Here is a 23,728-nt window from a genome sequence, read left to right on the forward strand (position 1 = left end):
ACCGGTCTCACTTATTGGACTAGACCAATCAGCCGCTCTGGGAGACGGCCCCCACGAGCTCGGGATACCTGCGGAAACCGAGGTCTCCGGCCAATCTGCGACCCGCCCAGGAGAGCAGCAGGCCGTACGGCACCGCGAGCGCGCTGACCCAGGTGAGGCCCAGCAGGACCGGCAGCGTCACGGGCAGCGAGAGCAGGCCGCCGCCGATCATCGCGCCGAACGAGGCGACGAAGGCGATGCCGCCCTGCCCCGGCACGGCCCCGGTGAAGGCGTTGAGCCGGTCGGGCACCGAGTACGGCACGAGCACGCTCGTCACGGCCCCGATCCCGAGGCCGACGCCGAGGACCCCCCACGCGGTGAGCGCGGCGGGGACGGCCCACGCCAGGTTCCCCGCGAGGAGGGCGGCCACGACCGAGAGCAGGCCGAGCAGCGGCGCCGCGATCGTCGCGACGGCCAGGTGCCGCCCCGCCAGGTCGGTCCGCCAGTCGCGTCCCGTGCCGTAGGCGACGGCGTTCATCCACAGCGAGCGGCCGTCGATGCCGAAGGAGTTGGCCGACTGCAGGCCGATCATCACCGCGCCGAGGCAGGCGGGGCCGACCGCCAGGCCGATGCCTCCCGCCCCCTCGCCCTGGCTCAGGGAGAAGGCCAGGACGCCGGTGACCGCGACGGAGGAGAACCAGCCGACCCTGCCGCGCGGGTCGCGGCGGGCGTACTTCAGCTCCTTGGTCGCGACCGCCGCGAGCGGGCCGTCCGGCAGGATCCTGGCGAGCAGGCCCCTGGAGTTGCGCACCGAGGAGGCGCCGCCCTCCGTCGAGCCGTCCGGCGTGACCAGCGCCCTGCGGAGCGCGGCGATCCACAGGCGGCCGACCACGAGGACGAGGACGGCGAGGAAGGCCAGCTCGGCCACCGCGACCAGGCCGCCGTCCGTGACGGCGTGCGCGGCCATGCCCGGCGGGGTCCAGCGCAGCACGGAGGCCAGGCTGCGCAGCGCCGCCGCGGGGTCGGCGGAGAAGCCGCCGTTGAGCAGCAGGTTCGGCAGCTGCGCCGCCAGGACGAAGAAGAGCACCGAGACGGCGAGCACGTCGCGGCCCCTGCGGGTGCGCAGGACGCCGGAAAGGGACGTGGTGACCAGCCGTGAGGTGACGATGCAGAGCGCGAACTGCAGGAGCACCGCGACGACGCCGAGCAGCGCGCCGCCCGCCCCCGCGGCCAGGCCCACGACCGCGCCGAACATGACGACCAGCGTGGCGGCGGGCCAGACGCCGGTGACCGACGCGGCGAACATGCCCGCCGCCAGCTGGCCGGTCCGCAGCGGGAACAGCGACAGGCGCGACGGGTCGAGGGTGTCGTCGAGGCCGAACGCCAGCAACGGTCCGACGGCCCAGACCAGCAGGAATCCGCTGAACAGCACGATCCCGACGTCCGCCGCGACGTCGTCGGGCGCGAACCTCAGCGCGGCGAGGCCGAGGAAGCCCAGGCCCGCGACGAGGAGGGCGGCGATCACGGTGAAGACGAACCCGGCAAGGCGCACGCCGTTGCCGCGCAGGTTCCCGGCGACCAGCCTGAGCTTGAGCCGTACGAAGATCCACGGGCTCACCCTGCCGGCGCCGGAGCTCGAAGCGCCCGCGGCGGGGGCAGGGGCGGGGGTCGAACCGCTTGCGGCGGGGCCGTCCGCGCCGGGGCCCCTGGCGTCCTCGCCGAAGCCGGAGTCGTTCACGCCGAGGTCGCGCCCAGCCATGACAGGCCCTCCTCTCCGCCGGGGCCCTGTCCGTCGCCCCTGGCCCCGACCAGGCCGAGGAAGGCCTCGTTGAGGCTCCGTCCCGCGCGGACCCGGTCGAGCGGGCCCTGTGCGACGATCTGGCCCCTGCTCATCACGGAGACCCAGTCGCACAGGCGCTCGACGAGGTCCATGACGTGGCTGGAGAAGACGACGGTCGCACCCGAGGCGGTGTAGCGGCGCAGCACCTCGGTCAGCGTGTTGGCGCTGACCGGGTCGACGCCCTCGAAGGGCTCGTCGAGGAAGAGCACTCTGGGGTTGTGCAGCAGCGCGGCCGCCAGGCCTATCTTCTTGCGCATGCCGGTCGAGTAGTCGACGACGAGCTTGTCCGCCGAGTCCGCCAGGTCCATGACCCGCAGCAGCTCCTCGGCCCGCTGCTCGACCTCGGCCTTGGGGATGCCCCTGAGCTGGCCGTTGTAGGACAGCAGCTCACGCCCGGACAGGCGCTCGAACAGGCGCAGCCCCTCGGGGAGCACGCCGATGCGGGCCTTGACCGCCACCGGGTCGCGCCAGACGTCCAGCCCGTCGATGTGGATCGCGCCCTCGTCGGGGCGGAGCAGGCCGGTGACCATGCTGAGCGTGGTCGTCTTGCCCGCGCCGTTCGGGCCGACCAGCCCGGCGAAGCTGCCCCTCGGCACGACGAGGTCGACCCCGCCGACGGCCACCTGCTGCCCGAACCTCTTCACCAGCCGCTGTGTTCGTACCGCTTCAGCGATGTCCGTCATGACTCCCACTTTGTCAGAATTGCCCCTTCAACGAGCGGGCCATCGCGACCCGTTCCCGGCCGGACACCCCCGTGGATCAGGGGTTCCAGGGGGGTTCCTGCCAGATGGGACCCAGCTGGGTTTTCTCATCGCGGGACGGTTACCCTGCTGAAAACGAGCGGGGAGCGCCCCCTTGTGCCCGGGGCGTGTTCCGTGGACCTTCGCCCTGGGCGGAGCGGACCGCGAGAGCGGTGGACGCGCCTGGGCGCGCCCGACCTGTACGCAGTGTGAGCCGCGTGAAGCGAGCGAGGAGTGGTGAACGACCCGATGAGCGCCGAGCCGACAGCCCCCGGGGTTGACATTCACACCACAGCGGGCAAGCTCGCCGATCTGGAGCGCCGCCTGGACGAGGCGGCGCACGCCGGTTCGGCGCGTGCGGTGGAGAAGCAGCACGCCAAGGGCAAGATGACGGCCAGGGAGCGGGTTCTCGCCTTCCTGGACGAGGGCAGCTTCGTGGAGTTCGACGAGCTGGCCAGGCACCGGTCGACGAACTTCGGCCTTGAGCGCGAGCGCCCGTACGGCGACGGCGTGGTGACCGGCTACGGCACGGTCGACGACAGGCCGGTCGCGGTGTTCGCCCAGGACTTCACCGTGTTCGGCGGGTCGCTGGGCGAGGTCTTCGGCGAGAAGATCGTCAAGGTGATGGACCACGCGCTGAAGACCGGCTGCCCCGTGGTCGGCATCAACGACTCCGGCGGGGCCCGCATCCAGGAGGGCGTCGTCTCCCTCGGCCTGTACGCCGAGATCTTCAAGCGCAACGTGCACGCCTCGGGGGTGATCCCGCAGATCTCCCTGATCATGGGCCCGTGCGCGGGCGGCGCGGTCTACTCCCCCGCCCTCACCGACTTCGTGCTGATGGTCTCCGAGAAGTCGCACATGTTCATCACCGGGCCCGACGTCATCAAGACGGTCACCGGCGAGGAGGTGACGTTCGAGGAGCTCGGCGGCGCGCACACGCACAACTCCAGGTCGGGCGTGGCGCACTACGAGGCTGCCGACGAGGCCGACTGCCTGGAGTTCGCCAGGGCGCTGCTGTCCTACCTCCCGTCCAACAACATGGACGAGGCCCCGGTCCTCGACGCCGACCCGGCGCTGGAGACCGGGGAGGAGGACCTGGAGCTGGACACGCTGATCCCCGACTCGGCGAACCAGCCCTACGACATGCACACGGTGCTCGAGCACGTGCTGGACGACGGCGAGTTCCTCGAGGTGCACGCGCAGTTCGCGCCGAACATCCTCGTGGGCTTCGGCCGGGTCGAGGGACGTTCCGTGGGGATCGTCGCCAACCAGCCGATGAGTTTCGCGGGGACGCTGGACATCGCGGCTTCGGAGAAAGCCGCAAGATTTGTCCGTACTTGCGATGCCTTTAACATTCCTGTTCTGACATTTGTAGATGTGCCGGGATTCTTGCCTGGAACCGACCAGGAATGGAACGGGATCATCCGCCGCGGCGCCAAGCTGCTGTACGCCTACGCGGAGGCGACGGTGCCGCTGGTGACGGTGATCACCCGTAAGGCGTACGGCGGGGCCTACGACGTCATGGGCTCCAAGCACCTGGGCGCGGACATCAACCTGGCCTGGCCGACCGCGCAGATCGCGGTGATGGGCGCGCAGGGCGCGGTCAACATCCTCTACCGCCGCGAGCTCGCCTCGGCCGACGACCCCGACACCGCCCGTGCCCGGTTCGTCGCCGAATACGAGGACACCCTCGCCAACCCGTATCTCGCCGCCGAACGGGGGTATGTAGATGCCGTGATCCGCCCCTCCGACACCCGGGTACAGATCGTCAGGGCGCTGCGCGCCCTGCGTAACAAGCGCACGAGCCTGCCCCCCAAGAAGCATGGGAACATCCCGCTATGACACACCTGAAGATCGTCCATGGGGACGCGACCCCGGAGGAGATCGCCGCGCTGGTGGTCGCACTCGCCTCGCGGGCGGTTCCGGCGGTGAAAGCTCCACCAAAGCGTGAAAATTGGCGTGATCCCGCACACCGCATGCGAAAACATCTTCCGACAGGACAAGGAGCGTGGAGATCGAGCGGCCTGCCTCGATAGATCCCCGGAACGGGGTGTCAAGTTGCACGAGACTTGGGACTATCTAAGAAATGGGCGCATATAGTCAGCCCGATCAGTGAGTTCCGAGGCCTGGAGGACGACATGACCATCCTGGACCTCACAACCCATCCCGTTGCCGCGAAGTACGCCGTCCTGGTGGACGTCGGATACCTCTACGCGGCAGCGGGTGAGGTGCTCCTCGGCGCCAAGGAGCGCAAGGAGTACCGCGTCGCGGCCGACGAGCTCATTCAGGCGCTGCAGAAACACGCCGAAGCCCGCATCCACGGCGAGCTGCTGAGGATCTACTGGTACGACGCGGCCCGCGACCGGGTGCCGACCGTGGACCAGCGCGTCATCGCCCAGCTCCCCTGGGTCAAGGTGCGCCTGGGCAACCTCAACGCCAGAGGGCAGCAGAAGGGCGTCGACGCGCAGATCAGGAGCGACCTCGAGGCGCTGGCCAGGCACCACGCGGTGAGCGACACGATCCTGCTGGCCGGAGACGAGGACATGGTCCCCGCGGTCGAGGCGGCCCAGGCGTACGGCGTGCGCATCCACCTGTGGGGCGTCGAGCCGCCCTACGGCACCAACCAGGCCGAGCGCCTCGTCTGGGAGTCGGACACCGTCGAGATCATCAGCGCCGACTTCCTCCGCTCCTACTTCAGCCGCGCCCCCGCTCCCGTCCCCGTCCCGGTCCCGCCCGCGGCCCCCTCCCCCGCGCAGGTCTTCGCCGGGCGCTCGCCCGCGGCGGCCAAGCCGAAGGCGCCCGTCGGCCAGGTCACCAAGCTCGGCCCGAGCCGTCCCAGGGTCGAGGAGGTCGGCGAGCACGTGGCCCAGAAGTGGATCCTCACCCGGGGCCGCGACAACATCCGCGACCTGCTGCCCGGGCCGATCCTTCCCACGGTCATCGACACCGAGCTGCTGATCGAGGCGGAGAAGGAGCTCGGCCACTCCCTGCGCCCCTACCCGGAGGCCAGGGTCTGGTTGCGCGACGGGTTCTGGGCCCGCGTCTACCGCGAGTTCGAGATCGGAGTGGGCGTCTCCTCCAAATGAGGCGCAGACCTGCGCGCGCGGCTCCGGCCCAGACGAGGCGCAGGCGTGCGCGCGGGCCTGCGGCCCAGACGAGGCCTCGGGCCGCGCCGGAGGCCGCGCCCCCCGGGTGAGGTCGGCGGGAGCCCGTCTCACGATCAGGTCCGATTCCCGCCAGCCGTACGACCTGCGCTGGACATACCGTTGTCGACGTGTCCGCTGTGGAACTTGACTTCGACTCCTGTTACCGCGCGGTGACCGCCAGAGACGCCCGGTTCGACGGACGCTTCTACACCGCGGTCACCTCGACCCGCATCTACTGCAGGCCCGTCTGCCCCGCCCGCACGCCCGCCTCCCGCAATGTGCGCTTCTACCGGCACGCCGCCTCGGCGGAGGCGGCCGGGTTCCGGCCGTGCAAGCGGTGCCGCCCCGAACTCAGCCCGGGAGACCCCGGCTGGAACCACCGCGGCGACCTGATCGGCCGGGCCCTGAGACTGATCGACGAGGGCGCCGCGGACGACGGCGGGATCACCGGGCTGGCGCGGCGCCTGCACATCACCGAGCGCCACCTGCACCGCCTCTTCACCGCCGAGATCGGCGTCGGACCGCTGGCCGTCGCCAGGACCAAACGACTGCTGCTGGCCAAGCAGCTGCTGACCGAGACCGGACTGCCGATCACCGACGTGGCGTTCGCCTCGGGTTTCGGGAGCGTCCGGCAGTTCAACACGACCATGAAGGACACCTACGGCTTCACCCCCGGCGAGCTGCGGGCGACGGCGGGCAGGGCCTCGACCGACACCTCGCTGACGCTGCGGCTGCACCGGCGCGAGCCGTACGACTCGGCGACGCTGCTCGGGTTCCTGCGGGCCAGGGCGATTCCCGGGCTCGAACACGTCGGCGAGGAGTCCTACAGCCGCGCCGTCCGGGGCGGGACGGTCACCCTCACGCCCAGGCCCGGCCACGTCCGCCTCGAAGTGGATCTCGACGACACCCGCAACCTGGCCCGTGTCGTCGCCCGCTGCCGCCGCCTGCTCGACCTCGACGCCGACCCCGAGGCCATCGCCGCCGTGCTCGGGGAGACCTCCCTCGAAGCGCTCGTCGCCAAGCGCCCCGGGCTGCGGGTTCCCGGCGCGTGGGACGGTTTCGAGATCGCGGTGCGCGCCGTGGTCGGCCAGCAGATCTCCGTGGCGGGCGCCCGTACGCTCCTGGGCAGGATCGTCGCCCGCGCGGGCCGCCCGACAGGGGGCGAGGGGTTGAGCCACCTGTTCCCCACCCCGGGCGACCTGCTGGAGGCCGACCTCGACGGGCTGGGGTTGACGGGCCGGCGGGTCGCCACGCTGAGGGCGCTCGCCACCCGGGTCGCCGGCGGCGACATCGACCTCGACGGGGCGCAGGAACCGTCGAAGGTCGTGGCCCGGCTGCTCGAGGTCCCGGGCGTCGGGCCGTGGACGGCGAGCTACGTCGCGCTCAGGGCGCTGCGCGACCCGGACGCCTGGCCCGAGGGGGACCTCGGGCTGCGACGGGCCATGGCGTGCCTGGGCATTCCGGAAGAACACATCGAGCGGTGGCGCCCCTGGCGGGCCTACGCCGCCCTGCACCTCTGGAGTTCCGAATGACCGACAGACCAGCGGATCCCGGTACGAAGTCCCCGGGCGGCACACGCGTGGAGGCGCAGACGCTGCCCACCCCCGTCGGCCCGCTCGCGCTGCTCTCGCACGAGGGGGTCCTCGTCGCGGCGGGTTTCACCGCCGACCCGCAGGAGATGTTCGTACGGCTGCCGCCGCGCCTGCGCGCCCTCGGCCTCGTCACGACCGGCGACCTGGGCCACCCGGCGCGGGCCGTACGGGACTATCTGGACGGTGACCTGAAGGCTCTCGACGAGGTCGAGCTGTCACAGCCCGGCACGCCCAAGCGGCAGCGGCTGCTGGAGGCTCTGCGGGCGGTGCCTGCGGGCGTCACGATCAGCTACGCCGAGCTCGCCGTACGGGCGGGGCTGCCGAGGACGGCGGCCAGGGCCGCGGGGGCCGCGTGCGCGCAGAACCTGATCGCGCCGTTCGTGCCGTGCCACCGCATCCTGCCGTCGGCGGGCGGCTTCGGCGGCTACTACTACGGCACCCCGGTCAAGCAGTGGCTGCTCACCCACGAGCGGGCCCTGCCGCAGACCGGCCTGCTCTGACCCTCGAGAGCGCCTTCTCCACCCCGTGGGGCCCGCCGCCCCGCGGCCCGCGGTGAACCGCCGGGTCCCGCGAATCCGCCGGATTCGCGGGACGGCACGGAGCCCTCGGGAAGCGCGGGAGGCACAGCCCCCTCCCGGGCGTCTCGTCAGGCGGACGCGGCCGCGAGGGCCCGTTCGCGGCTGATCATGTGACCGGAGAGCGCCACGGTGACCAGGCCGAGCAGGCCGAGCAGGACGGCCACCCAGGCGGGGGCGACGTAGCCGAGGCCCGCCTGGATGGCGAGACCGGCCAGGAAGGCCCCCAGGGCGTTGCCGAGGTTGAAGGCGCCGATGTTGGCGGCCGAGGCGAGGGTGGGGGCGCCCGCGGCGGCGTCCAGGACCCGGATCTGCAGCGGGGGAACGGTGGCGAAGCCCGCGACGCCGAAGAGGACGACGGCGGCGAACAGCGCGATCGGCGAGTGGGTGGTGAGGGCGATCAGCGCCGCCAGGACGGTGAGCCCGCCGACCGAGAGGTAGAGGCTGGGGATCAGCGCCCGGTCGGCCAGCTTCCCGCCGAGCAGGTTGCCGACCACGACGCCCACGCCGAACAGGCCCATCAGCAGCGGCACCGTGCTCGCGGGGAGTCCCGCGACCTCGGTGACGATGGGCGCGACGAACGTGACGACGGCGAAGACCGGCGCGAATCCCAGGATCGTCATGAGCAGGGCCAGCCAGACCCTGCCCTCTCGGAAGACGGCGAGCTCGCCGCGCAGGCCCTGCCCCTCGGGGCGCGGCTGGGCGGGCACGAGCGCGGCGACCCCGGCCAGCGCGACCAGGCCGACCACGGTGACGCCCCAGAAGGTGGCGCGCCAGCCGAAGGCCTGGCCGACGGCGGTGCCGAGCGGCACGCCCAGGACGTTGGCCAGGGTGAGACCGGTGAACATCATGGCGATCGCGCCGGCCCGCCGCTCCGGCGCGACCAGACCTGCCGCGACGACCGAGCCGATGCCGAAGTAGGCGCCGTGCGCGAACGAGGTGACCACCCTGCCGGCCATCAGCGCGCCGTAGTTCGGGGCCAGCGCGCACAGCAGGTTGCCCACGATGAAGACGACCATCAGGGCCAGCAGCATGGTCTTCCTGGAGAAGCGGTTGCCGATCATGGTGAGCGGCACGGCTCCGACGGCGACGCCCACGGCGTATCCGGAGACCAGCAGGCCCGCGGTGGGGATGGGCACCCGGAACTCGGCGGCGAGTTCGGGCAGCAGTCCGTTGATGACGAACTCGGTGGTGCCGATGCCGAAGGCGCTGATCGCGAGGGCGAGCAGGGCGAGAGGCATGAGAGGGCTCCTCGGATACAGTGAACGCATGGGTGAGTACAGGAGGCGGGCGTCCGGCACAGAGTTGCTTGCAGACGCCGATTACTTGCACACGCCTTCTATCTCATCATGCAAATTCTTGGAGAGCCAAGAAACAGGAGTGTGATCCGTGCCACTGTCCGACGACGCCGTGGAGGCCCGCGCCCACGGCTGGCGCACCCTGGCCGCCCTGCACGCGCGCATCGAGGACCGCCTCGAACGGGCCCTGCAGGCGGGCCACGACCTGAGTGTGAGCGAGTTCACCGTCCTTGACGCCCTGTCCCGCCAGGACGGCTGGCACATGCGCATGCAGCAGCTCTCCCGGGCGGTCGTGCTCAGCCAGAGCGCGACGACCAGACTGGTCTCACGCCTCGAGGGGCGGGGGCTGCTCTCCCGCTACCTGTGCGAGGACGACCGCCGCGGCATCTACACCGAGGTGACCCCCTCGGGACGCGACCTGCTCACCCAGGCGAGGCCGACACACGACACCACGCTCAAGGAGGCGCTGACCGAGGCACTGGACGTGCCCGAGCTCGTCCCTCTCGTCCGCGTCGTCGAGTCCCTCTGACGACCTGGCCACCAGGCCCCGAGGTACGGCGAGCCACAGGACCGCGAAAGCCCAAGTTCAGAGGTCTCCCAGCGCGGACAGGCATGTCCAGATCCAGACGAACAGGCGCCCGATCCAGCGGAAGGGCCACAGGACCCATACGAAGAGACTCTCGATCCAGGCGAACGGGGCCAGCAGGACGGAGAGGGCTTCCGCGACCTCGCCCGGATCCAGCGACCGCAGGATCCAGCACCGACCGCGGTGTCCCCGCCTGCGGTACACCACGAACGAGAGCAGGAGGAGCGGCAGCGTCACCCCCGACATGAGCGCGAGCCCCGGCGGCCCCCACCACCAGATCACACCCACCGCCCACACGACCGCGTACAGCGCCCACTGGAACACCAGACCGCCCAGCAGCCAGGCCATGCCGCCCTCCGACTGGACGTGCCGCGCGAAACACGCCTTCCGCGACACGCACACGTCAGGCAGGGACTCGTCGAGCGGGACGACGCGCCTCCGCGGCTCAGGCGGCGGCACCGGCCCCTCTCGCCGGCTCAGGGGATGGATCTCGTCACTCATGCCCCTGATCTAGCGAGCCCCCCTTGGATCCCACTGGTCGATCACTTATCGCGGGACCACCCTCGGCAGGCGCCGTGCCTTCCACCGCCGCACGGGGCGACTCCACTCGGTGCTCCCGCCAACCGGAGTTCGAGCGACGGCAGAACGGTCACCCGGTAGAGCTGGAGCAAGCTCGAGGGTTTCTGACCATGAACGGTGGTCAGCCCGGTTGCCGGTGACGATCAACGGATTGGCGGATCAGCTGCCCGGAGGCGGGAACGCCTCGGGGTTCTTCCTGGGGTCACCGATGTCGTTCCACCCGGGCCGATCGGTGAGCACGCACTCGCCGACCGGCCCGTTCGCCAGTTGGAAGGAGAACTCCCAAAGCACCCGTGGCTTTTCCGGGCCCGATGTCTGATCGGAGTTCTCCGTGAATTCCATGACCGCCGTCTGCCCTTGCCCGATGCGATCGGGGAAGATGCGGATGCCTCCTCCCCGCTCGAGGTCGAACGCCTGCTGCGAGGGAGAGTTGTCCATCTTCCGCTGCACCGCGGCCTTCACCTTCGGGTCCGTGCTCGTGAGCTCCTCCCAGGGAATATCCGGATCCGCGCTGGTGAAGTTTCTCGAGCACGCCTTGCCAGGGGGGGTGTAGTGGACCTTGGCCTTCACCCCGAGGGCGGCCAGATCCCGCTCCAGCAGTCCAGGATCACGAAGCTGGTTGATTTTTACCGTGATCGAGCCGTTCGCCTGCCTTGTCACCGCGTAGGCCGGACTCTCCGCCCCGGTGGCCAGCGGCACGATGATCAGCGCCGCCGCGACCCCGGCTGCGGCGGCGCCCACCAGCAGGCGTCGCCGCAGCCGGGAACGACCGCTCTGAGGCTCCGTCGCCACGATCTCCTCAAACAAGTCACAGATTCCCCGGCCCGCTGTGGGCTCGGCGATTCCGGCGGCCGGATCGATGGCGGACACCATGCGGTCGATCCTGCTCATCGGCTCTCTCCTTTCACTGCGATTTTCACCGCGGTCATCACAGGGACCTCGTCTGTCATGTCGAGCAGCCGGGCCAGGCGCTTTCGGGCCCGATGCAGGCGCAGCCGGACGGCGGTGCTGCTACAGCCCAGAACCGTGGCGATCTGCGGTCCGGTCAGTTCCTCCCAGCAGGCCAGCGCGAGCACCTCCCGGTCCCCGGGGGCCAGGGTTACGAAGGCGGCACGGACGGCGTCGGACTGCGGATCGGTGGGCGCCACCTCCTGGCCCACGACCAGTTCGTCACGGAGCCGCAAGGCCAGTGCGGTACGGCGCAGCTCTCCGCGTCGGTGATTGGCCAGGACACGCCGTGCCGTGCCGTAAAGCCACAGCACGGCGGCATCCCCCTCGGGAACGTCGTCCAGCCGCCGCCACGCGGTGAGAAAGGTTTCGGCGATCACATCGGCGACATCGTCGACCGAGTCGGTACGGCGCAACGCGTAGCGATGAACAGCGGGATAGCAGGCGAAGTAGAGCGCCTCGAAACGATCGCGCACGCCGGGGGGCACGCGTGGATCCTGCACAGTGTCTCCTCGCCAGAAGATGCCAGAACACCTCATTAGGTGTCCGGCATCTCCGGAAGTGTTTCCTCCTGTGATCAGGCGAGGCGGTGGCGTCGAGGAACGCGCCTGGAGCACCCGTCCGGCGGCTGCTCAACCGTCGAGGACCGTCAACCGTACAGTCCGGCGAGCCGCCTCCCCAGCATGGCCGCCCAGGCACTCGAACCACGTCGTCGCCTGACGCTCAGCGCTGTGGGACGTCCTCGACAGTTCCAGGCCGTGAACGGTGTCCGGGCCGGTTGACGGCGGCGGTCAGCGGGTTCCGGTTCTCACGGTGCTCTGTACCTCCCCCACGGGCACGTCACGGGTGGCGTCCGCCTGGATCGGGTCGTACTGGACGCCCGCCACGTTCGCCGTCACGGTCCAGACCGAGGTGACGGTCATCGTGTAGACGTCACGCGGCTGGTCGGCGGAGGCACGCAGATAGCGCACGCCGCAGTCGAACTCGGCCCCCTTGGTGTACGGCTTGCCTCCCGGGCCGCACTTCTCCCTGACCTCGGCCCGGGTGGAGGTGGTGCCCGACTTGATCTTCACGCTGTCGAACGTGGCCGTCACGGTCGCGCTCATGACGCCGGGGAGCGTCGCGGTCACCGACCTGGTGGTCTGCCCCACGTCGTCCAGCCAGACCCAGGTCGGCAGGTTGACGTAGCTTCTGGCGTCAGGGTTGAGCTTGATCTTCGGCTCGGGCACGGTCAGCGCGGCCCTGGCGATGTCAGCCAGCTCCGTGACCGTGATCCCCGAGGGCGGGGTCGTGTTGGGCGGCACGAACACGTAGGGCTCCAGTCCCGCCAGGCAGGACAGCGCGTCGGGGTCGGCCGCGTTGTACCCCCGCGTCCACCAGCGTCCTTCCTTGCCGACCTTCTCCTCGAACTGCTTGAGGGAGTCAAGGTGCCTGCGCCACTCCGTCTCGGGGATCCACGTGGGCTTGGAGTCCTGCTGCTCCTTCAACATGTCGGCGGCGTTCTTGCCGGGCTCGTACCAGCACGGGCGCTTGACCCGGTAGCCGTCGCTCCTGCCGCTGAGGCCGGTCCCCGTGATGACGATCTGGGAGTCCTTCAGGGTCACCGCCACCGTCCTGTCCTTCTGGGAGCTCTCGACGGTGGTGTTCCCCGTCCCCCCTCCCGGAGGCGCGGAGGCGAACATCAGCAGTCCCGCGACGATCACTTTCCCGATCACTGAAGACATCCCTTCGCGCGTTCGCTGGGAGGTTCGGCGTGCCGGAGCAGCGCCACCCGCCAGACCCCATCGTCGCCCCGCCGCATCCCGGCGGCCTGCAGGAAAGGCTCACGAGTCCACTCGGGCTGCTCGGAGACCCGCTCACCCGTCGCCGAGTCGAGCAGACGCATCCCGGACTCGTCGACGCAGGCGTCCAACTGCGCCCCCCTGCCGCTGACCGAGGTGACACTCAGCGCGTACAGCCGGGCGGTGCCGCTCACCGACCGCCGCTGCTCCAGGAACTCCTGCACCCACGCGCTGGCGTCCCTGACCGCCTCCCCCTCGACGGTGTCGAGATAGGAGACGTCCTTTCCCGCCGTGACGACCGCCCTGAACGTCCCGGCCGTGTGATCGCGGAAGGCGTTGATCATCCCGGTGGTGTCCTGGTCGGGCGCGGCGGGCCACTCGACCTCAAGCCGCACGCCGGGCGCGACCTCGACCGTCTCCGTCCTCGGCGTGGGCGCTCCGGCCTCCTGGGAGGAGGCCGACGGATCGGCGGGAAGGTCGCCGGGCACGAAGGGGCGCGCGGGCGGTGCGGAACAGCCGGCGAGCCCGGCCGACAGCAGCGCCAGCACCAGCAGCGCGCGCGACCTCTGCGCGCTCATGCGGACGGCGCCGAGCGCATCCGCCACGAGGGCAGCAGCTCGTCGATCAGGGCCTCGGTCTCCGGGGCCATCCCGCCGCCCCCCGGCTGGGAGGCGGCTCTCCGGTGCAGGGCCTCGACCACGGTCCGCAGCCGGGCCTGGTCGCCGGTGAGGTGCGTGGCCCGCAACAGGTCCCGCCAGAGCCCCTCGTCGTCCGCGGCGAGCAGCAGCCCCGCCCGCACCGCGGCGACGGCCTGCCCCGCGTCCCCCTCCGCCATCCGTATCTCGCAGAGCCGGTGGGCGGCGTCCGCGACGCCCGCCGTCACGTCGTACTCCAGATCGTCGGCGGCCAGCCAGGCGTAGCGGCCGCGCGGGCGGCCGTTCAACAGCGGTCCCCGCACCAGGTTCAGGGCCCGTTCGAGAAGCACGGCGCGCACCGTGGAGTCGGTGTGGGAGCGGCGGACCAGGTCGCGGAAGACCATCCAGTCCGTCCTCACCTCGGGCCCGAGGCGGAGCCTGCCCGACTCGTCGGTGTGGAGGTTGGGACGTCCCGCGCTGTCGGCGCCCAGCCACGCCACGGCCCTGGCGATGGTGGCGTCCCTGACCGCCGCCTGCACGCCGCGCGGCCAGAGGATGCCGCCGAGCACGACCGGGTGGACGCCGCCGGGGTGGGTGGCCAGGTAGACGACGAGCTCGACGGCGAGCGCGGCGCGCCCCTCCTCCATCGGCTGCGGCCCGGTGATCTCGGCGGGGCCGAGGATCCGCACCTCCAGCGAGGGCGTCTGCGGGACCGGCTCGGGCCGGTCGGCCATCGGCTCCCCCTCAAGCCTGTCGGCGGCCAGGAACAGGTCGATCAGGGCGCGGTAGTGACGACGGGGCAGCAACTGCGCCTGAACCTCGAAGCCGAGCGCGTCGACGCCGGCCCTGCCGTCCTCGGTGATCTCCCAGTTCCAGGTGGCGTGCGGGACCTCGCCCGCCACGACGTATCCGGCGGCGGTCCTGGCGCCCTTCCTGGCGAGCACCGCGAGGCGGCGGCCCTCGTCCTCGGTCGGCGCGACCGCCGACAGCACGTAGTGCGGCGGCCAGATCGGATCCGCGGCGCGCCCCTGGATCCGCCCCGTCAGCACCTCGCCGCCCTGCCCGCGCTCCTCGGCCGTGGCCTCAAGCTCGGGCAGGACCTCGGCGAGGGCGCTCACGTGTCTGATCCGCTCGGGGGCGATCAGCGTCAGCTCCTCGCCGAACCCGACCAGTGTGATGCTCATCCGGTCCGACCAGCGGTTGGTGGCCAACTCGACGGCGAGCGCGGCGAGAGCCGCGGTGGTCTGGGGGCCCTTGAGGCTGATCAGACCGTGCGCCGCCTCCAGGTCGACGAGCACGCGGCCCTCGCCGTTCGACCCCATCGAGACCAGGCCGGGGTACGGCGCGGGCGCCTCGGACAGCGCCCGCTCGTCGAGCATCCTGCCCTCGTGGGCGGGCAGCCGCCAGACCTGGCCGCCGTCGTGGGCGGCCCAGGGCGCGGGGGCGTCCTCGACGGGCGGGTGGATCCACAGGTCTAGGCTCTGCGCGGACAGGTGCGCGGCGTAGATCGTGGGCGGCACGCGTTTCTGGGCCGCCAGGGACCTGCCGAGGAGGCGCAGCCCGATGTCCAGCATCCGGCTGCCGGGCGCGTCGGCGCCGAGCCTGAGCGCCAGCTCCGCCTGGGCCGCGTCGTCCCTCGGCCTGACGATCCTGCGCCCGAACGCCCTGTTCCACAGCTGCTGCCTGCGCCTGCGGCCGAGGGCCGCCAGCAGCCCGGCCGCCAGCAGCGAGGCGCCCGCGAGGTAGTCGAGCATGCCGAGCCCCGAATCCTGGCCCTGCTCCTGCGCCGTGCCCCGGCCCGAGTCGCCCTGCCCGGCGTCGCGGGCGGCGTACGGGTCGCGCTTGGTGCCGCCGTCGGCCGTCTCCCCACGGGAGTCGCGGGAGTCGCGGGAGTCGCGGGAGTCGCGGGAGGAGTGGACCGGCCCCTCGCCGCCCGTCTTCCTCTTCGAGTCGTCGGCCTCCCGCGAGGTGTCGGCGGGGAGGGAGACGTCGGGGCGGGACTCCGCGGGCAGGTCCGCGTCCCCCTGGACGAACTGGGTGTGGCCGTCGAGCTCGGCGGGCTTGTCCGGATGGTCCTCGAGGGTCTCGCCGCGAGGCTGGGAGGCTGGGACGACGTGGACGTTCCTGGCGTCGTCCGGCATGTCCAGGACCCAGCCGGGCCTGATCAGGTCGGCCATGTGGAGGCGGCTGCCGTCCGGCTGCTCCTTGTGCTGGTTGAGACGGTAGATCTCCGGATAGCGTCGCCCGTCGCCGAGACACTTCTCCGCGATCTCCCACAGGCTCTCGTGGTGCCGTCCGTGCGGCGGCTGCACCACGTAGACCTTCTTGGCCTTCTCCACATGCGCCAGCGGCGCCCGCTCCTCGACGACCGGGGCCGACAGCGCGGCGGAGGCGGCGGCGGGACGGGCGACCGGCGGACCGGCGGGCTTGGCGAGCGGCACGACGACCGCCGAGACGGTGAACAGCAGCAGGACGGCCGAGACCAGCCGGTTGGCCAGCATCTGGGTGCCGCCGGAGAACGGGACCCTGGCGGGCATGCCGACCCGGCGCAGCCCGGCGTAGACCTCGACGATCACGCAGACGGTCAGCTGCAGCCACGCGAGCCAGACCAGCAGCACGAGGATCGCGATGACCATGCTCGTCCCGACCTGGCTGGTCAGCAGGTTCAGGTGGAGCAGCTCGGGTGAGAGCGGCGGCCCGGCCAGCCTGAGCAGCGCGTAGGGGACCCCTCCGACCAGCGCGACCAGCACGACCAGCGCGCCGAGGCCGACGAGCAGATCGCCCGCCGTACGTTTCGGCTTTATGCGCACGGGCTGTCGCGTGGGCATGCGTCTCCTTTCCCGTCCAGGTTCGTCATCCTTGGTCCGCTCGGCCAGCGGTTCACAGCAATTGGTCTGGGTCCCGGCCCGTCATCAGGCGTCCTCGCCCATGTCCGGGCCCGCGGTGGCCGCGCCCTCCATCTCGGCGCCGGGGAAGCCGAGCGCGGCGAGGAAGAACGCCTTCCACGCGACGGACACCCTGACCGTGACCTGCGCCTGGCCCCCGCCGACCGCGCACTCGCCGAGCTTGACGTCCTGGCTGGCGTGGGCGGAGACGATCTCCTCGGCCTTGGCGCACACCGCGCCCTCCTCGAGCAACTGGGCCTGACCGGTGGCGCGCAGATGCTCGACGTCGATCTCGTCGGCGGCGGCCCTGGCCGCCTGCTCGGCGATGTCCGAGGCCCGCAGCCTGGCGTTGATGGCGGCCCCGCCGTCGACGAGGAGCCCGGCCAGCATGAAGACCATCACCGAGAAGATCACCGTGAAAACCGACATCGACCCCCGGTCCCCCCTCCTGCGACCCCCCGCCCCCGCCACACCCCGCCCCCCTACAGGGGACACCCCTCTCGACCCGAAGGCACCCCACACCCCCACACAGCGACCGCACATCTGTCCCGCCCCCGCCTCCGCAGGCGACGACACCCCCACCCCCGCCACACCACGGACACCACTCGGCGCCGGTACGGCGGGCGGTGGCGCGGACCCGACCGGCGCCTGTGGGCGGCGCGCGGCCCGGCAGGGGGCGGTGTCGGCCGCGAACGCATGCCCGCGGCGTCCGGGAAGGCTCATTCCTCCACCCTCCGGAACTGTTCCAGCGGGACCACCGCGTCGCCCTTCATGTCCTTGGCCGCGCCGAACCCGAGGAAGTCCAGGTTGAGCGAACAGGTGACCACCGCCCTGACGTGGCCGCCCGCTTTCCAGTCCGTGCCGTCGTCCAGGCTGACCTCCGGCTCGCACTGCCCCGACAGCGAGGCCTTGGCCGCCTCCTCGGCGGCGGACTCCGCGTCGGATCGCGTCCGTTCGACGGAGGCCGCCCTCGCCGCGTCCCTGGCTGCGCCGTTCACCTCGCCCTGCGCCTCGACCACCCTTCCCGCGCCGACCAGGAAGAGCAGGAACAGCAGGAAGACCGGGGCAAGCAGCACCGTCTCCGCCGACAGCGATCCCCGGTCTCCTCGGAGAGGACCCCCGGGGGCGCGCCGCCGTCCTCCGTCCCGGAGGAGCCGGAGAAGCCGAAGAGGCCAGAGATGCCGGAGAAGCCGCCCGCGCCGGAGAGACGGCCCCCGGGAGAGAGGCCGCCCACGCTGGAGAGACGACCCGCTCGAGAGAGGCCGCCCGTGCCGGAGGGGTCGTCTGTGCCGTAGGGGTCGCCCGCCTCCCCGAGGAGGACGGAGTGTCACTGGCATCCCTCGCTCCCGTCGTCCGGACGGAAGCACTCGACGGGGCCGCCGAAACGCGAGGTGATGGTGAAGGTCGTGGACGGCAGCAGCGGGACGACCTGGACCGCGGTCGCGGTGATCTCGACGCCCCGCTGGTCGCCCTCCTCCCAGGTCGTCACGGTGGCTCCGTCGAGGAGCTTGGGGCCGATGGCCTTGAGCACCTCCTCGGCCTTGGACGTGGCGTCCGTCTGCCATGAGTCGCTGTCGATCCTGGCGAGCCGCGACCCTTCCCTCGCGGCGGCGTCGGCCACCTGACGGCCGTGGAACCACAGGGCGAACTGCACGACGAGCAGGACGACCGCCAACACCACCGGCATGATCATCGCCAGCTCGATGACGGCGGCGCCCCGCTGACCGTCACGCCGGGAGCCCCGTTCACGCCAGGAGCCCCTCCCGCCGAGGACGCCCCGCCCACCGTCGCGCCGGGAGCCCCTCCCGCGAAAGGCGCTCCACCCGTCGTCGCGTCGGAAGCCCTTCCCGCCGAGGACGCCCCGCCCACCGTCACGGCGGGTGCCCCGCTCGCGGCGGACGCTCCGCTCACGGCCACGACGCGGGGCCCCGGGCGCGGACCTCTCAGCCGTTCGTGCCGGCACCGCCACCCCCGCCGCCGTCGGTGCCGCCACCGCCACCGCCTCCGCCTCCGTTGCCGAACTGGTCGGAGATCTCGGCCTGCCTGCCCTCGACCAGACTCTTGATGAGCGTGGCGAGGCCGAGGGCGACACCGGCGATGATGGCCGTGATGATGACCCACTCGACGGCGGAGGCGCCCTTGGTGGGGGCGTTGCGTGCCCTGTCGATCCGCACGCTCAGGAAGGTCGTCGCGTAGACGATCCACGGATGGCTCAGCATGGTCAGGACCCCAACATCTTCATAGCGGCCGGAAAACTCAGGAAGATCACGAAGCCGGCGCAGAGCAGGAGCTGGGCGACGAGCATCGACTGGGAGCGCTCGCCCGCCTGTCCTTCGACCTCGGCGAGCTCACGCCGCCGCAGGGTCGCGGCGCGGGCGGTGAGCGACGCGCGGACCTTGGCCCCGTCGTCGGCGACCAGTCCCAGCGCCGCTGACAGGTCGCGCAGCTCGTCGACGTTGATCTCGTCGCCGAGCTGTCCGAGCGCCTGCCAGGGAGTGATGCCGACGATCCTGGCGTTGCCGAGCGCCTCGCGGATGCGGGTCATCGCCCAGTTGGAGCCCTCCTCCTCGGCGCCCGGGCTGCCGACGGAGACGGCCATCATCAGCGCCTCCGGCACGCCGCGCCCGCCCGCCAGGTTCATCGCGACCAGGTCGAGGAAGGCTCCGACGACGTGCCGGAAGTCGCGGCGCATCCGCGCGGCGTCCCGCTTGACCTGTAGGTCGGGCAGGGCGAAGAAGACCCCGGAGACGGCCAGGGCGGCCCACAGCGGAACGGTGAGCGAGACGCCCCACTCCATCAGCACCAGCCAGCCGAGCAGCAGGGGGAAGGCCAGCAGCCCCGAGACGGCCAGCAGCACCTTGGTCGCCAGGAAGCCCTCGAACGACCTGCCGAGCAGCGCCAGGTCCGCCTTGGCGGAGCGGACCTCCCAGCCTCTGGCGGCGTAGAAGCGCGCCAGCCGTTCGCCGAGGCCTCGCCTCAGGGCGCTGACCTCCTCGTCGGGCAGGATGAGCCTGGCGCGCGGCGCGTCGGTGCCCTCCCTGGCGGCGTCCAGCGCGAGCAGCCGTGTCACGAGCCCGGGGCGGGCCGGGAACAACGCCTTCATCAGCAGGAACAGGCCCAGGCCGAGCACGGCTCCCGCGAGCAGCGCGTCAGTCGGCATCGCGCGCCCCCTCTCCCAGAGGCCCCATGGAGCCTCCTGCCGGCAGGCCGAGCAGCCTGGCGGGCTTGTCGAAGCGGGCCAGGCGGCGCATCCAGGCGAACCCCGCGCCGAAGAACCCCGCGACCACCACGAGCACGGCCTGGCCGAGGGTGTTGTCGTACTCGGCGACGTAGGAGGGGTTGAACACGACGAGCGCGACGGCGAAGGCGATGGCCGTGCCGACGACGATCTGCACGCTTCGCCGGGTCGAGCGGCGTTCGGCCTCGACGCGGCGGCGCATGTCGAGCTCCTCTCTGGCCGACACGGCCAGTGCCCCGAGCACGTCGCGCAGGCCGGGGCCGCGCAGCTTCGAGTTGAGGATGAGTGCGGCCACGACGAGGTCGGCCGAGGGGTCGTCGAGCTCGTCGGCGAAGATCCTGAGCGCGTCCGGCAGCGGCATCCGGGTGTGCAGGCGGTCGACGAGCGAGAGCAGGTGCGGGCGGAGCATGGGCGCGGCGGCCCTGATGGAGGACGGGATCGCCTGTTCCAGACCCGCCGCCCCCGCGATGGTGTCGCGGAGCGACTCGGTCCAGGCGGCCAGGCCCTCAAGGCGTCGCATCGCCGTGCGTTCCTCGGCCGCGCCGCCGGACAGACCACGCCATCCCAGGGCGAGCAGTACGGCCCCCACCGCCATGACCGGCCACCCGGTCACCACGAGCACGACGACGCCCGCGATCGCGCCGACCGCCGAGCGGGTCGACAGGGCTTTGAGGAGCCGGCGTCTCGCCGCCCTGCCGCCGGGGGTCGCCGGCCTGGGACGCATGCCGTACAGGGAGAGTCCCAGCAGGAACAGCCCCCCGCCGACCGCCGCGCCCGCGAGCATGACGAGGGGGTCGAACAGGCCGGGGGGAATGGGGATCATGCCCAGCCTCCCGGGTCGTAGCCGTGGTGGGCGAGCTCCTCCATGCAGGACAGGGGGGCGTTCGGCAGGACCCTGCCGTCGTGCGAGAGGGCGAAGACCTCGGAGGAGAGCACCCTGCCGTCGACTCCGGCCACCTCCCGCACGCTGGAGACGAACCGGCGCAGCCTGCCGCCCTTGGCGTAGTCGTTGCGTTTCTCGACGAAGACCACGAAGTCGATCGCGCCCGCGATGAGCATGTGGGTCGCGTCGATCGGCAGCCGCTCGGAGGCCTGGAGGGCGTAGGTGGCGATGCGGTTGAAGACCTCCATCGAGGAGTTGGCGTGGATGGTGGACAGCGAGCCGTCGTTGCCCTGGGTCATCGCGTTGAGCATGGTGACGATCTCGTCGCCGAGGACCTCTCCGACGATCACCCTGGACGGGTTCATGCGCAGCGAGCGCCGGACCAGCTCCGCCATGGAGATCTCGCCCTGCCCCTCCGAGTTGGGCAGCCGCTGCTCGAAGGCCACCACGTTGGGGTGGAGCTCGGGGAACTGGTCGAGGCCGAGTTCCAGCGCCCGCTCGACGGTGATCAGACGCTCGGCGGGCGGGATCTCGTTGGCCAGCGCGCGCAGCAGGGTCGTCTTCCCCGCGTTGGTCGAGCCGGAGATCATGATGTTCTTGCGGGCCGCGACGGCGGCCGACAGGAAGCGGCCGAGCTCGGGGGTGAGGGTGCCGTTCCCCACGAGGTCGCTGAGGAAGACCTTGCCGAGGCGGGAGCGGCGGATGGATATGGCGGGGCGGACCGTCACGTCCATCACCGCCGACAGTCGGGAGCCGTCCGGCAGGCGCAGGTCGAGCTGGGGGTTGGCGGTGTCGAACGGCCTGCTGGACAGGCCGCTGTAGGCGGCGAGGATCTGGATCAGCTCGACGAGCTCCTCGTCGGACTCGGCCACCGGCTCACGCATGAGCTCCTGCCCGTCGGCGTAGCCGACGAAGACGCGGTCGCAGCCGTTGATGTCGATGTTCTCGACGTCGGGGTCGTCCAGCAGCGGCTGCAGGCGGCCCACGCCGAACAGCGCGGCGTGGATCCCGGCGGCGAGCGCCTCCTCCTCCTCGGCGTTCGGCGGGGTGCGGCCGACGCCGATCTCGCCGCGCGCGAACTCCTCCAGCACCTGCGCGATGAGCGCGCGGGCGAACTGGCGTTCGTCCTCCCCGCTCATCGGCGTCAGGCCGCTGGCCTGGTCCAGGCGACGCTGGTGGGCCAGCCGGTCGCCGACCTCCTGCCGGAAGCGCTTCACCAGCGCGTGGTCGACGGTCATGCGGCGGGCTCCGGAGCGCGGACCTGCGCGGCGAGGCGGCCCGCGAGCTCGCGGGCGGTGCGGATCAGCAGCGAGCGGTCGAGGCGTCCGCCCCACTGGCCGCGCAGCAGTTCCGCGCCCTTGGGGTCGTGCGCGAGCCCGGTGACGAACGCGATCTCCCTGCCGGTGGCCATGACGATCCTGCGGACCTCGTCGATCGTCGTGCGGTACTGGCGGGGGTCGGCGATCACCACGACCGCGACCTGCAGGGAGCGGGGCATCACCTGCAGGCGTTCCCTCAGGTGGGCGACGTGGTCCAGGCTCGCCCTGGTGAACAGCACGACCAGCGCGGCCTCGGCGACCAGCTCGGCGGTCTCGGGGTGGCCGCCGAGGCGGCCGCAGTCGGCCAGCACGTCGGCGTTCGGCAGCGCCGCCATGGCGCGGCCGAGCGGACCCCACAGCCAGGTCAGCCCGGCGGCCTGCTCGCCGTGGGTGAGGCCGGCCAGCACGTCGAGGCCTCCGACGATCCGCTGGGTGTGCTCGTACATCTGCTCGGGCTGCAGGCCCCTGCGGGCCGTGGCCCCCAGGGTGAGCAGGCCCCTGCTGGGGTTGAGCACGCCTCCGTCCGCGGCGGGCAGGCGGTAGGCGAGGTCTCCTCCGGCGGGGTCGCACTCGGCGAGCAGCACGGAGCGGGGCCAGACCGCGCCGAGCGCGGTGGCCGCCGTGGTGACGCCGGGCGCGCCCTTGTCCGCGGCCAGGACGATGAGCGCCACGTCAGCGCGCTCCCGGCAGCTCGGCCACGGCGATCTCGCCGCTGGAGGCGTAGGCGCTGATCACGGGCGCGTCCTTGGCGTCCACGATGATCGCCACCTGGCCGCTCGGGGCGCCGCCGCTGACGGTGCGCATCTTGTGCAGGAGCGCGCTCTGCGCGAGGATCCGGCTCTGCGTGCCGCCCTCCCCGCCCCGGGCGGGCACGTAGATCACCTGGACCCGGTCTCCCACGTCCAGGGTGATGGGCAGCTGGCCGGGTTTGAGCGACAGGCCGACGATGGCCTTGCCCGGACCGAGCTCCCTGCTGGCGGAGACGACCATCTCGCCGGTCAGCAGGGTGCCGGGCAGGAGGGTGACGCGGGCGAAGTTCTGCGCGACGCGCTCCCTGTCGGCCCACGCCACGTAGTGGACGCCGGTGTTGGCGATCGGGACCTCCCGCATGGCCGCCGTGGTCATCCGCTGGCCCGCGCCGATCTGCTGGGTGATCTCGATCGCGGAGACCCGGTCGCCGCTGCGCAGGACCAGCAGGGTCGTGGCCAGGGCGCCGCCCAGGATGAGCAGCAACGCGAGGGCCGCGAGCGCGGGTTTGCGCTCGCGTGGGGACACGGGAAGCTTGCGCGAGGCGGGCCCCGAAAGGCCGGACTGCGCGCCTGGTCGTTCGGCGTTCACCGGGGCACGGCCTGCCGGCTTCTCACTGGTCCTCATGGGTAGGGGGACTCCCAGAGCGTTCAAAATAGGACTACTGCTCGAATTTACGCCATTATGTGCACCGCGCCGATGAACAGGTGGGCAAAATCCAGGTCCCATGCTCGTTTGATAGGAACAGGTCTGTCAACGTCGATCTGGAGGAACCTGGCGGTTTGGCCAGGTGACAGATGACTTATCGGGGTGATAAGGGCGCAGATTAACTCGTGTATCATCTATCCCAGCGTTTACGAGCCCCATTCGAGGGGAAAGTCCCGCGACCTTCACCTCTCGGCCTGGAGTCCGTGCCCTTCCCGTCACCTGAACCCGTTCAAAATGTGCCATCCTTAC

24 protein-coding genes are annotated in these 23,728 nt (G+C 71.6%); 6 read left to right on the forward strand and 18 right to left on the reverse strand.

The features are described 5' to 3' along the window. Positions 1–28 precede the first annotated feature (28 nt). Both PKF00_RS09385 and PKF00_RS09390 read right to left on the reverse strand, forming a co-directional pair. The gene (locus PKF00_RS09385) at positions 29–1,738 is read right to left on the reverse strand and encodes a hypothetical protein (RefSeq protein ID WP_271216986.1); all 1,710 of its coding nucleotides are present in this window, start codon (positions 1,736–1,738) and stop codon (positions 29–31) included. Continuing rightward, positions 1,714–2,502, reverse strand: coding sequence for an ABC transporter ATP-binding protein (locus PKF00_RS09390; RefSeq protein ID WP_271216987.1), 789 nt, complete (start codon positions 2,500–2,502; stop codon positions 1,714–1,716). The genes PKF00_RS09385 and PKF00_RS09390 overlap by 25 nt, the downstream gene beginning before the upstream one ends. Before the next feature lie 306 nt (positions 2,503–2,808). Here PKF00_RS09390 and PKF00_RS09395 point away from each other — a divergent pair, with 306 nt between their 5' ends. The 5 genes from PKF00_RS09395 to PKF00_RS09415 all read left to right on the forward strand — a co-directional run bounded on the left by PKF00_RS09395 (position 2,809) and on the right by PKF00_RS09415 (position 7,797). Further along, a complete protein-coding gene (locus tag PKF00_RS09395; protein ID WP_271217050.1) occupies positions 2,809–4,401 on the forward strand; it encodes an acyl-CoA carboxylase subunit beta in 1,593 nt (530 codons plus the stop codon). Then, positions 4,398–4,595, forward strand: a complete 198-nt coding sequence (locus tag PKF00_RS09400) for an acyl-CoA carboxylase subunit epsilon (protein ID WP_271216988.1) — start codon at positions 4,398–4,400, stop codon at positions 4,593–4,595. Before PKF00_RS09395 ends, PKF00_RS09400 begins: the two co-directional genes overlap by 4 nt. A 102-nt stretch (positions 4,596–4,697) precedes the next feature. Continuing rightward, positions 4,698–5,645: an NYN domain-containing protein gene (locus tag PKF00_RS09405; RefSeq protein WP_271216989.1), complete on the forward strand. Its 948-nt coding sequence runs from the start codon at positions 4,698–4,700 to the stop codon at positions 5,643–5,645. A gap of 188 nt (positions 5,646–5,833) precedes the next feature. After that, positions 5,834–7,237, forward strand: a complete 1,404-nt coding sequence (locus tag PKF00_RS09410; RefSeq protein ID WP_271216990.1) for a DNA-3-methyladenine glycosylase 2 family protein — start codon at positions 5,834–5,836, stop codon at positions 7,235–7,237. Further along, positions 7,234–7,797: a methylated-DNA--[protein]-cysteine S-methyltransferase gene (locus tag PKF00_RS09415; RefSeq protein ID WP_271216991.1), complete on the forward strand. Its 564-nt coding sequence runs from the start codon at positions 7,234–7,236 to the stop codon at positions 7,795–7,797. Before PKF00_RS09410 ends, PKF00_RS09415 begins: the two co-directional genes overlap by 4 nt. A 146-nt stretch (positions 7,798–7,943) precedes the next feature. Here the strand turns inward: PKF00_RS09415 and PKF00_RS09420 are convergent, their stop codons facing one another. Further along, positions 7,944–9,113: an MFS transporter gene (locus PKF00_RS09420; protein ID WP_271216992.1), complete on the reverse strand. Its 1,170-nt coding sequence runs from the start codon at positions 9,111–9,113 to the stop codon at positions 7,944–7,946. A gap of 148 nt (positions 9,114–9,261) precedes the next feature. On the opposite strand from PKF00_RS09420, the gene PKF00_RS09425 reads away from it, so the two are divergent. Continuing rightward, complete coding sequence (locus PKF00_RS09425; protein WP_271216993.1) at positions 9,262–9,699, forward strand: MarR family winged helix-turn-helix transcriptional regulator; 438 nt, start codon at positions 9,262–9,264, stop codon at positions 9,697–9,699. Between the two features lie 57 nt (positions 9,700–9,756). On the opposite strand, the gene PKF00_RS09430 is transcribed toward PKF00_RS09425, so the two are convergent. From PKF00_RS09430 to PKF00_RS09500, 15 genes are all read right to left on the reverse strand, one after another. Further along, a complete protein-coding gene (locus PKF00_RS09430; RefSeq protein ID WP_271216994.1) occupies positions 9,757–10,257 on the reverse strand; it encodes a hypothetical protein in 501 nt (166 codons plus the stop codon). 237 nt (positions 10,258–10,494) lie between these two features. Then, positions 10,495–11,226, reverse strand: a complete 732-nt coding sequence (locus PKF00_RS09435) for a hypothetical protein (RefSeq protein ID WP_271216995.1) — start codon at positions 11,224–11,226, stop codon at positions 10,495–10,497. Beyond that, positions 11,223–11,786, reverse strand: coding sequence for an RNA polymerase sigma factor (locus PKF00_RS09440; RefSeq protein ID WP_271216996.1), 564 nt, complete (start codon positions 11,784–11,786; stop codon positions 11,223–11,225). The genes PKF00_RS09435 and PKF00_RS09440 overlap by 4 nt, the downstream gene beginning before the upstream one ends. A gap of 288 nt (positions 11,787–12,074) precedes the next feature. Continuing rightward, a complete protein-coding gene (locus tag PKF00_RS09445; RefSeq protein WP_271216997.1) occupies positions 12,075–13,007 on the reverse strand; it encodes a hypothetical protein in 933 nt (310 codons plus the stop codon). After that, positions 12,995–13,642 carry a hypothetical protein gene (locus PKF00_RS09450; RefSeq protein WP_271216998.1) on the reverse strand — a complete coding sequence of 216 codons (648 nt, stop codon included), beginning with the start codon at positions 13,640–13,642 and terminating at the stop codon, positions 12,995–12,997. The genes PKF00_RS09445 and PKF00_RS09450 overlap by 13 nt, the downstream gene beginning before the upstream one ends. Further along, complete coding sequence (locus PKF00_RS09455) at positions 13,639–16,527, reverse strand: BTAD domain-containing putative transcriptional regulator (RefSeq protein ID WP_271216999.1); 2,889 nt, start codon at positions 16,525–16,527, stop codon at positions 13,639–13,641. The genes PKF00_RS09450 and PKF00_RS09455 overlap by 4 nt, the downstream gene beginning before the upstream one ends. An 84-nt stretch (positions 16,528–16,611) precedes the next feature. Next, positions 16,612–17,013, reverse strand: coding sequence for a pilus assembly protein TadG-related protein (locus PKF00_RS09460; RefSeq protein ID WP_271217000.1), 402 nt, complete (start codon positions 17,011–17,013; stop codon positions 16,612–16,614). Positions 17,014–17,303: 290 nt separating this feature from the next. Next, positions 17,304–17,921, reverse strand: a complete 618-nt coding sequence (locus PKF00_RS09465) for a TadE/TadG family type IV pilus assembly protein (RefSeq protein ID WP_271217001.1) — start codon at positions 17,919–17,921, stop codon at positions 17,304–17,306. Next, positions 17,912–18,289 carry a TadE family protein gene (locus tag PKF00_RS09470; protein ID WP_271217051.1) on the reverse strand — a complete coding sequence of 126 codons (378 nt, stop codon included), beginning with the start codon at positions 18,287–18,289 and terminating at the stop codon, positions 17,912–17,914. Before PKF00_RS09470 ends, PKF00_RS09465 begins: the two co-directional genes overlap by 10 nt. A gap of 238 nt (positions 18,290–18,527) precedes the next feature. Then, entirely contained in the window at positions 18,528–18,803 is a 276-nt protein-coding gene (locus PKF00_RS09475) for a hypothetical protein (protein WP_271217002.1), read from the reverse strand. Between the two features lie 2 nt (positions 18,804–18,805). Further along, positions 18,806–19,744 carry a type II secretion system F family protein gene (locus tag PKF00_RS09480; protein WP_271217003.1) on the reverse strand — a complete coding sequence of 313 codons (939 nt, stop codon included), beginning with the start codon at positions 19,742–19,744 and terminating at the stop codon, positions 18,806–18,808. Next, the gene (locus PKF00_RS09485; protein WP_271217004.1) at positions 19,734–20,645 is read right to left on the reverse strand and encodes a type II secretion system F family protein; all 912 of its coding nucleotides are present in this window, start codon (positions 20,643–20,645) and stop codon (positions 19,734–19,736) included. Before PKF00_RS09485 ends, PKF00_RS09480 begins: the two co-directional genes overlap by 11 nt. Continuing rightward, positions 20,642–21,943 (reverse strand): TadA family conjugal transfer-associated ATPase, encoded by a 1,302-nt coding sequence (locus tag PKF00_RS09490; RefSeq protein ID WP_271217005.1) that lies wholly within the window; start codon positions 21,941–21,943, stop codon positions 20,642–20,644. Before PKF00_RS09490 ends, PKF00_RS09485 begins: the two co-directional genes overlap by 4 nt. Further along, positions 21,940–22,695 (reverse strand): hypothetical protein, encoded by a 756-nt coding sequence (locus tag PKF00_RS09495; RefSeq protein WP_271217006.1) that lies wholly within the window; start codon positions 22,693–22,695, stop codon positions 21,940–21,942. Before PKF00_RS09495 ends, PKF00_RS09490 begins: the two co-directional genes overlap by 4 nt. 1 nt (position 22,696) lies before the next feature. Continuing rightward, positions 22,697–23,398: a hypothetical protein gene (locus tag PKF00_RS09500; protein WP_271217007.1), complete on the reverse strand. Its 702-nt coding sequence runs from the start codon at positions 23,396–23,398 to the stop codon at positions 22,697–22,699. Positions 23,399–23,728: the final 330 nt, after the last annotated feature.

It is taken from the genome of Streptosporangium carneum (assembly GCF_027922005.1).
Lineage (GTDB): Bacteria > Actinomycetota > Actinomycetes > Streptosporangiales > Streptosporangiaceae > Streptosporangium > Streptosporangium carneum.

Coding starts and splice junctions, on each gene's coding strand:
- PKF00_RS09465 (WP_271217001.1), bottom strand. CDS start 17,921: ATGCCAGTGACACTCCGTCCTCCTCGGGGAGGCGGGCGACCCCTACGG.
- PKF00_RS09475 (WP_271217002.1), bottom strand. CDS start 18,803: ATGCTGAGCCATCCGTGGATCGTCTACGCGACGACCTTCCTGAGCGTG.
- PKF00_RS09405 (WP_271216989.1), top strand. CDS start 4,698: ATGACCATCCTGGACCTCACAACCCATCCCGTTGCCGCGAAGTACGCC.
- PKF00_RS09390 (WP_271216987.1), bottom strand. CDS start 2,502: ATGACGGACATCGCTGAAGCGGTACGAACACAGCGGCTGGTGAAGAGG.
- PKF00_RS09415 (WP_271216991.1), top strand. CDS start 7,234: ATGACCGACAGACCAGCGGATCCCGGTACGAAGTCCCCGGGCGGCACA.
- PKF00_RS09420 (WP_271216992.1), bottom strand. CDS start 9,113: ATGCCTCTCGCCCTGCTCGCCCTCGCGATCAGCGCCTTCGGCATCGGC.
- PKF00_RS09450 (WP_271216998.1), bottom strand. CDS start 13,642: ATGAGCGCGCAGAGGTCGCGCGCGCTGCTGGTGCTGGCGCTGCTGTCG.
- PKF00_RS09445 (WP_271216997.1), bottom strand. CDS start 13,007: ATGTCTTCAGTGATCGGGAAAGTGATCGTCGCGGGACTGCTGATGTTC.
- PKF00_RS09435 (WP_271216995.1), bottom strand. CDS start 11,226: ATGAGCAGGATCGACCGCATGGTGTCCGCCATCGATCCGGCCGCCGGA.
- PKF00_RS09400 (WP_271216988.1), top strand. CDS start 4,398: ATGACACACCTGAAGATCGTCCATGGGGACGCGACCCCGGAGGAGATC.
- PKF00_RS09395 (WP_271217050.1), top strand. CDS start 2,809: ATGAGCGCCGAGCCGACAGCCCCCGGGGTTGACATTCACACCACAGCG.
- PKF00_RS09490 (WP_271217005.1), bottom strand. CDS start 21,943: ATGACCGTCGACCACGCGCTGGTGAAGCGCTTCCGGCAGGAGGTCGGC.
- PKF00_RS09385 (WP_271216986.1), bottom strand. CDS start 1,738: ATGGCTGGGCGCGACCTCGGCGTGAACGACTCCGGCTTCGGCGAGGAC.
- PKF00_RS09480 (WP_271217003.1), bottom strand. CDS start 19,744: ATGCCGACTGACGCGCTGCTCGCGGGAGCCGTGCTCGGCCTGGGCCTG.
- PKF00_RS09485 (WP_271217004.1), bottom strand. CDS start 20,645: ATGATCCCCATTCCCCCCGGCCTGTTCGACCCCCTCGTCATGCTCGCG.
- PKF00_RS09460 (WP_271217000.1), bottom strand. CDS start 17,013: ATGTCGGTTTTCACGGTGATCTTCTCGGTGATGGTCTTCATGCTGGCC.
- PKF00_RS09430 (WP_271216994.1), bottom strand. CDS start 10,257: ATGAGTGACGAGATCCATCCCCTGAGCCGGCGAGAGGGGCCGGTGCCG.
- PKF00_RS09500 (WP_271217007.1), bottom strand. CDS start 23,398: ATGAGGACCAGTGAGAAGCCGGCAGGCCGTGCCCCGGTGAACGCCGAA.
- PKF00_RS09455 (WP_271216999.1), bottom strand. CDS start 16,527: ATGCCCACGCGACAGCCCGTGCGCATAAAGCCGAAACGTACGGCGGGC.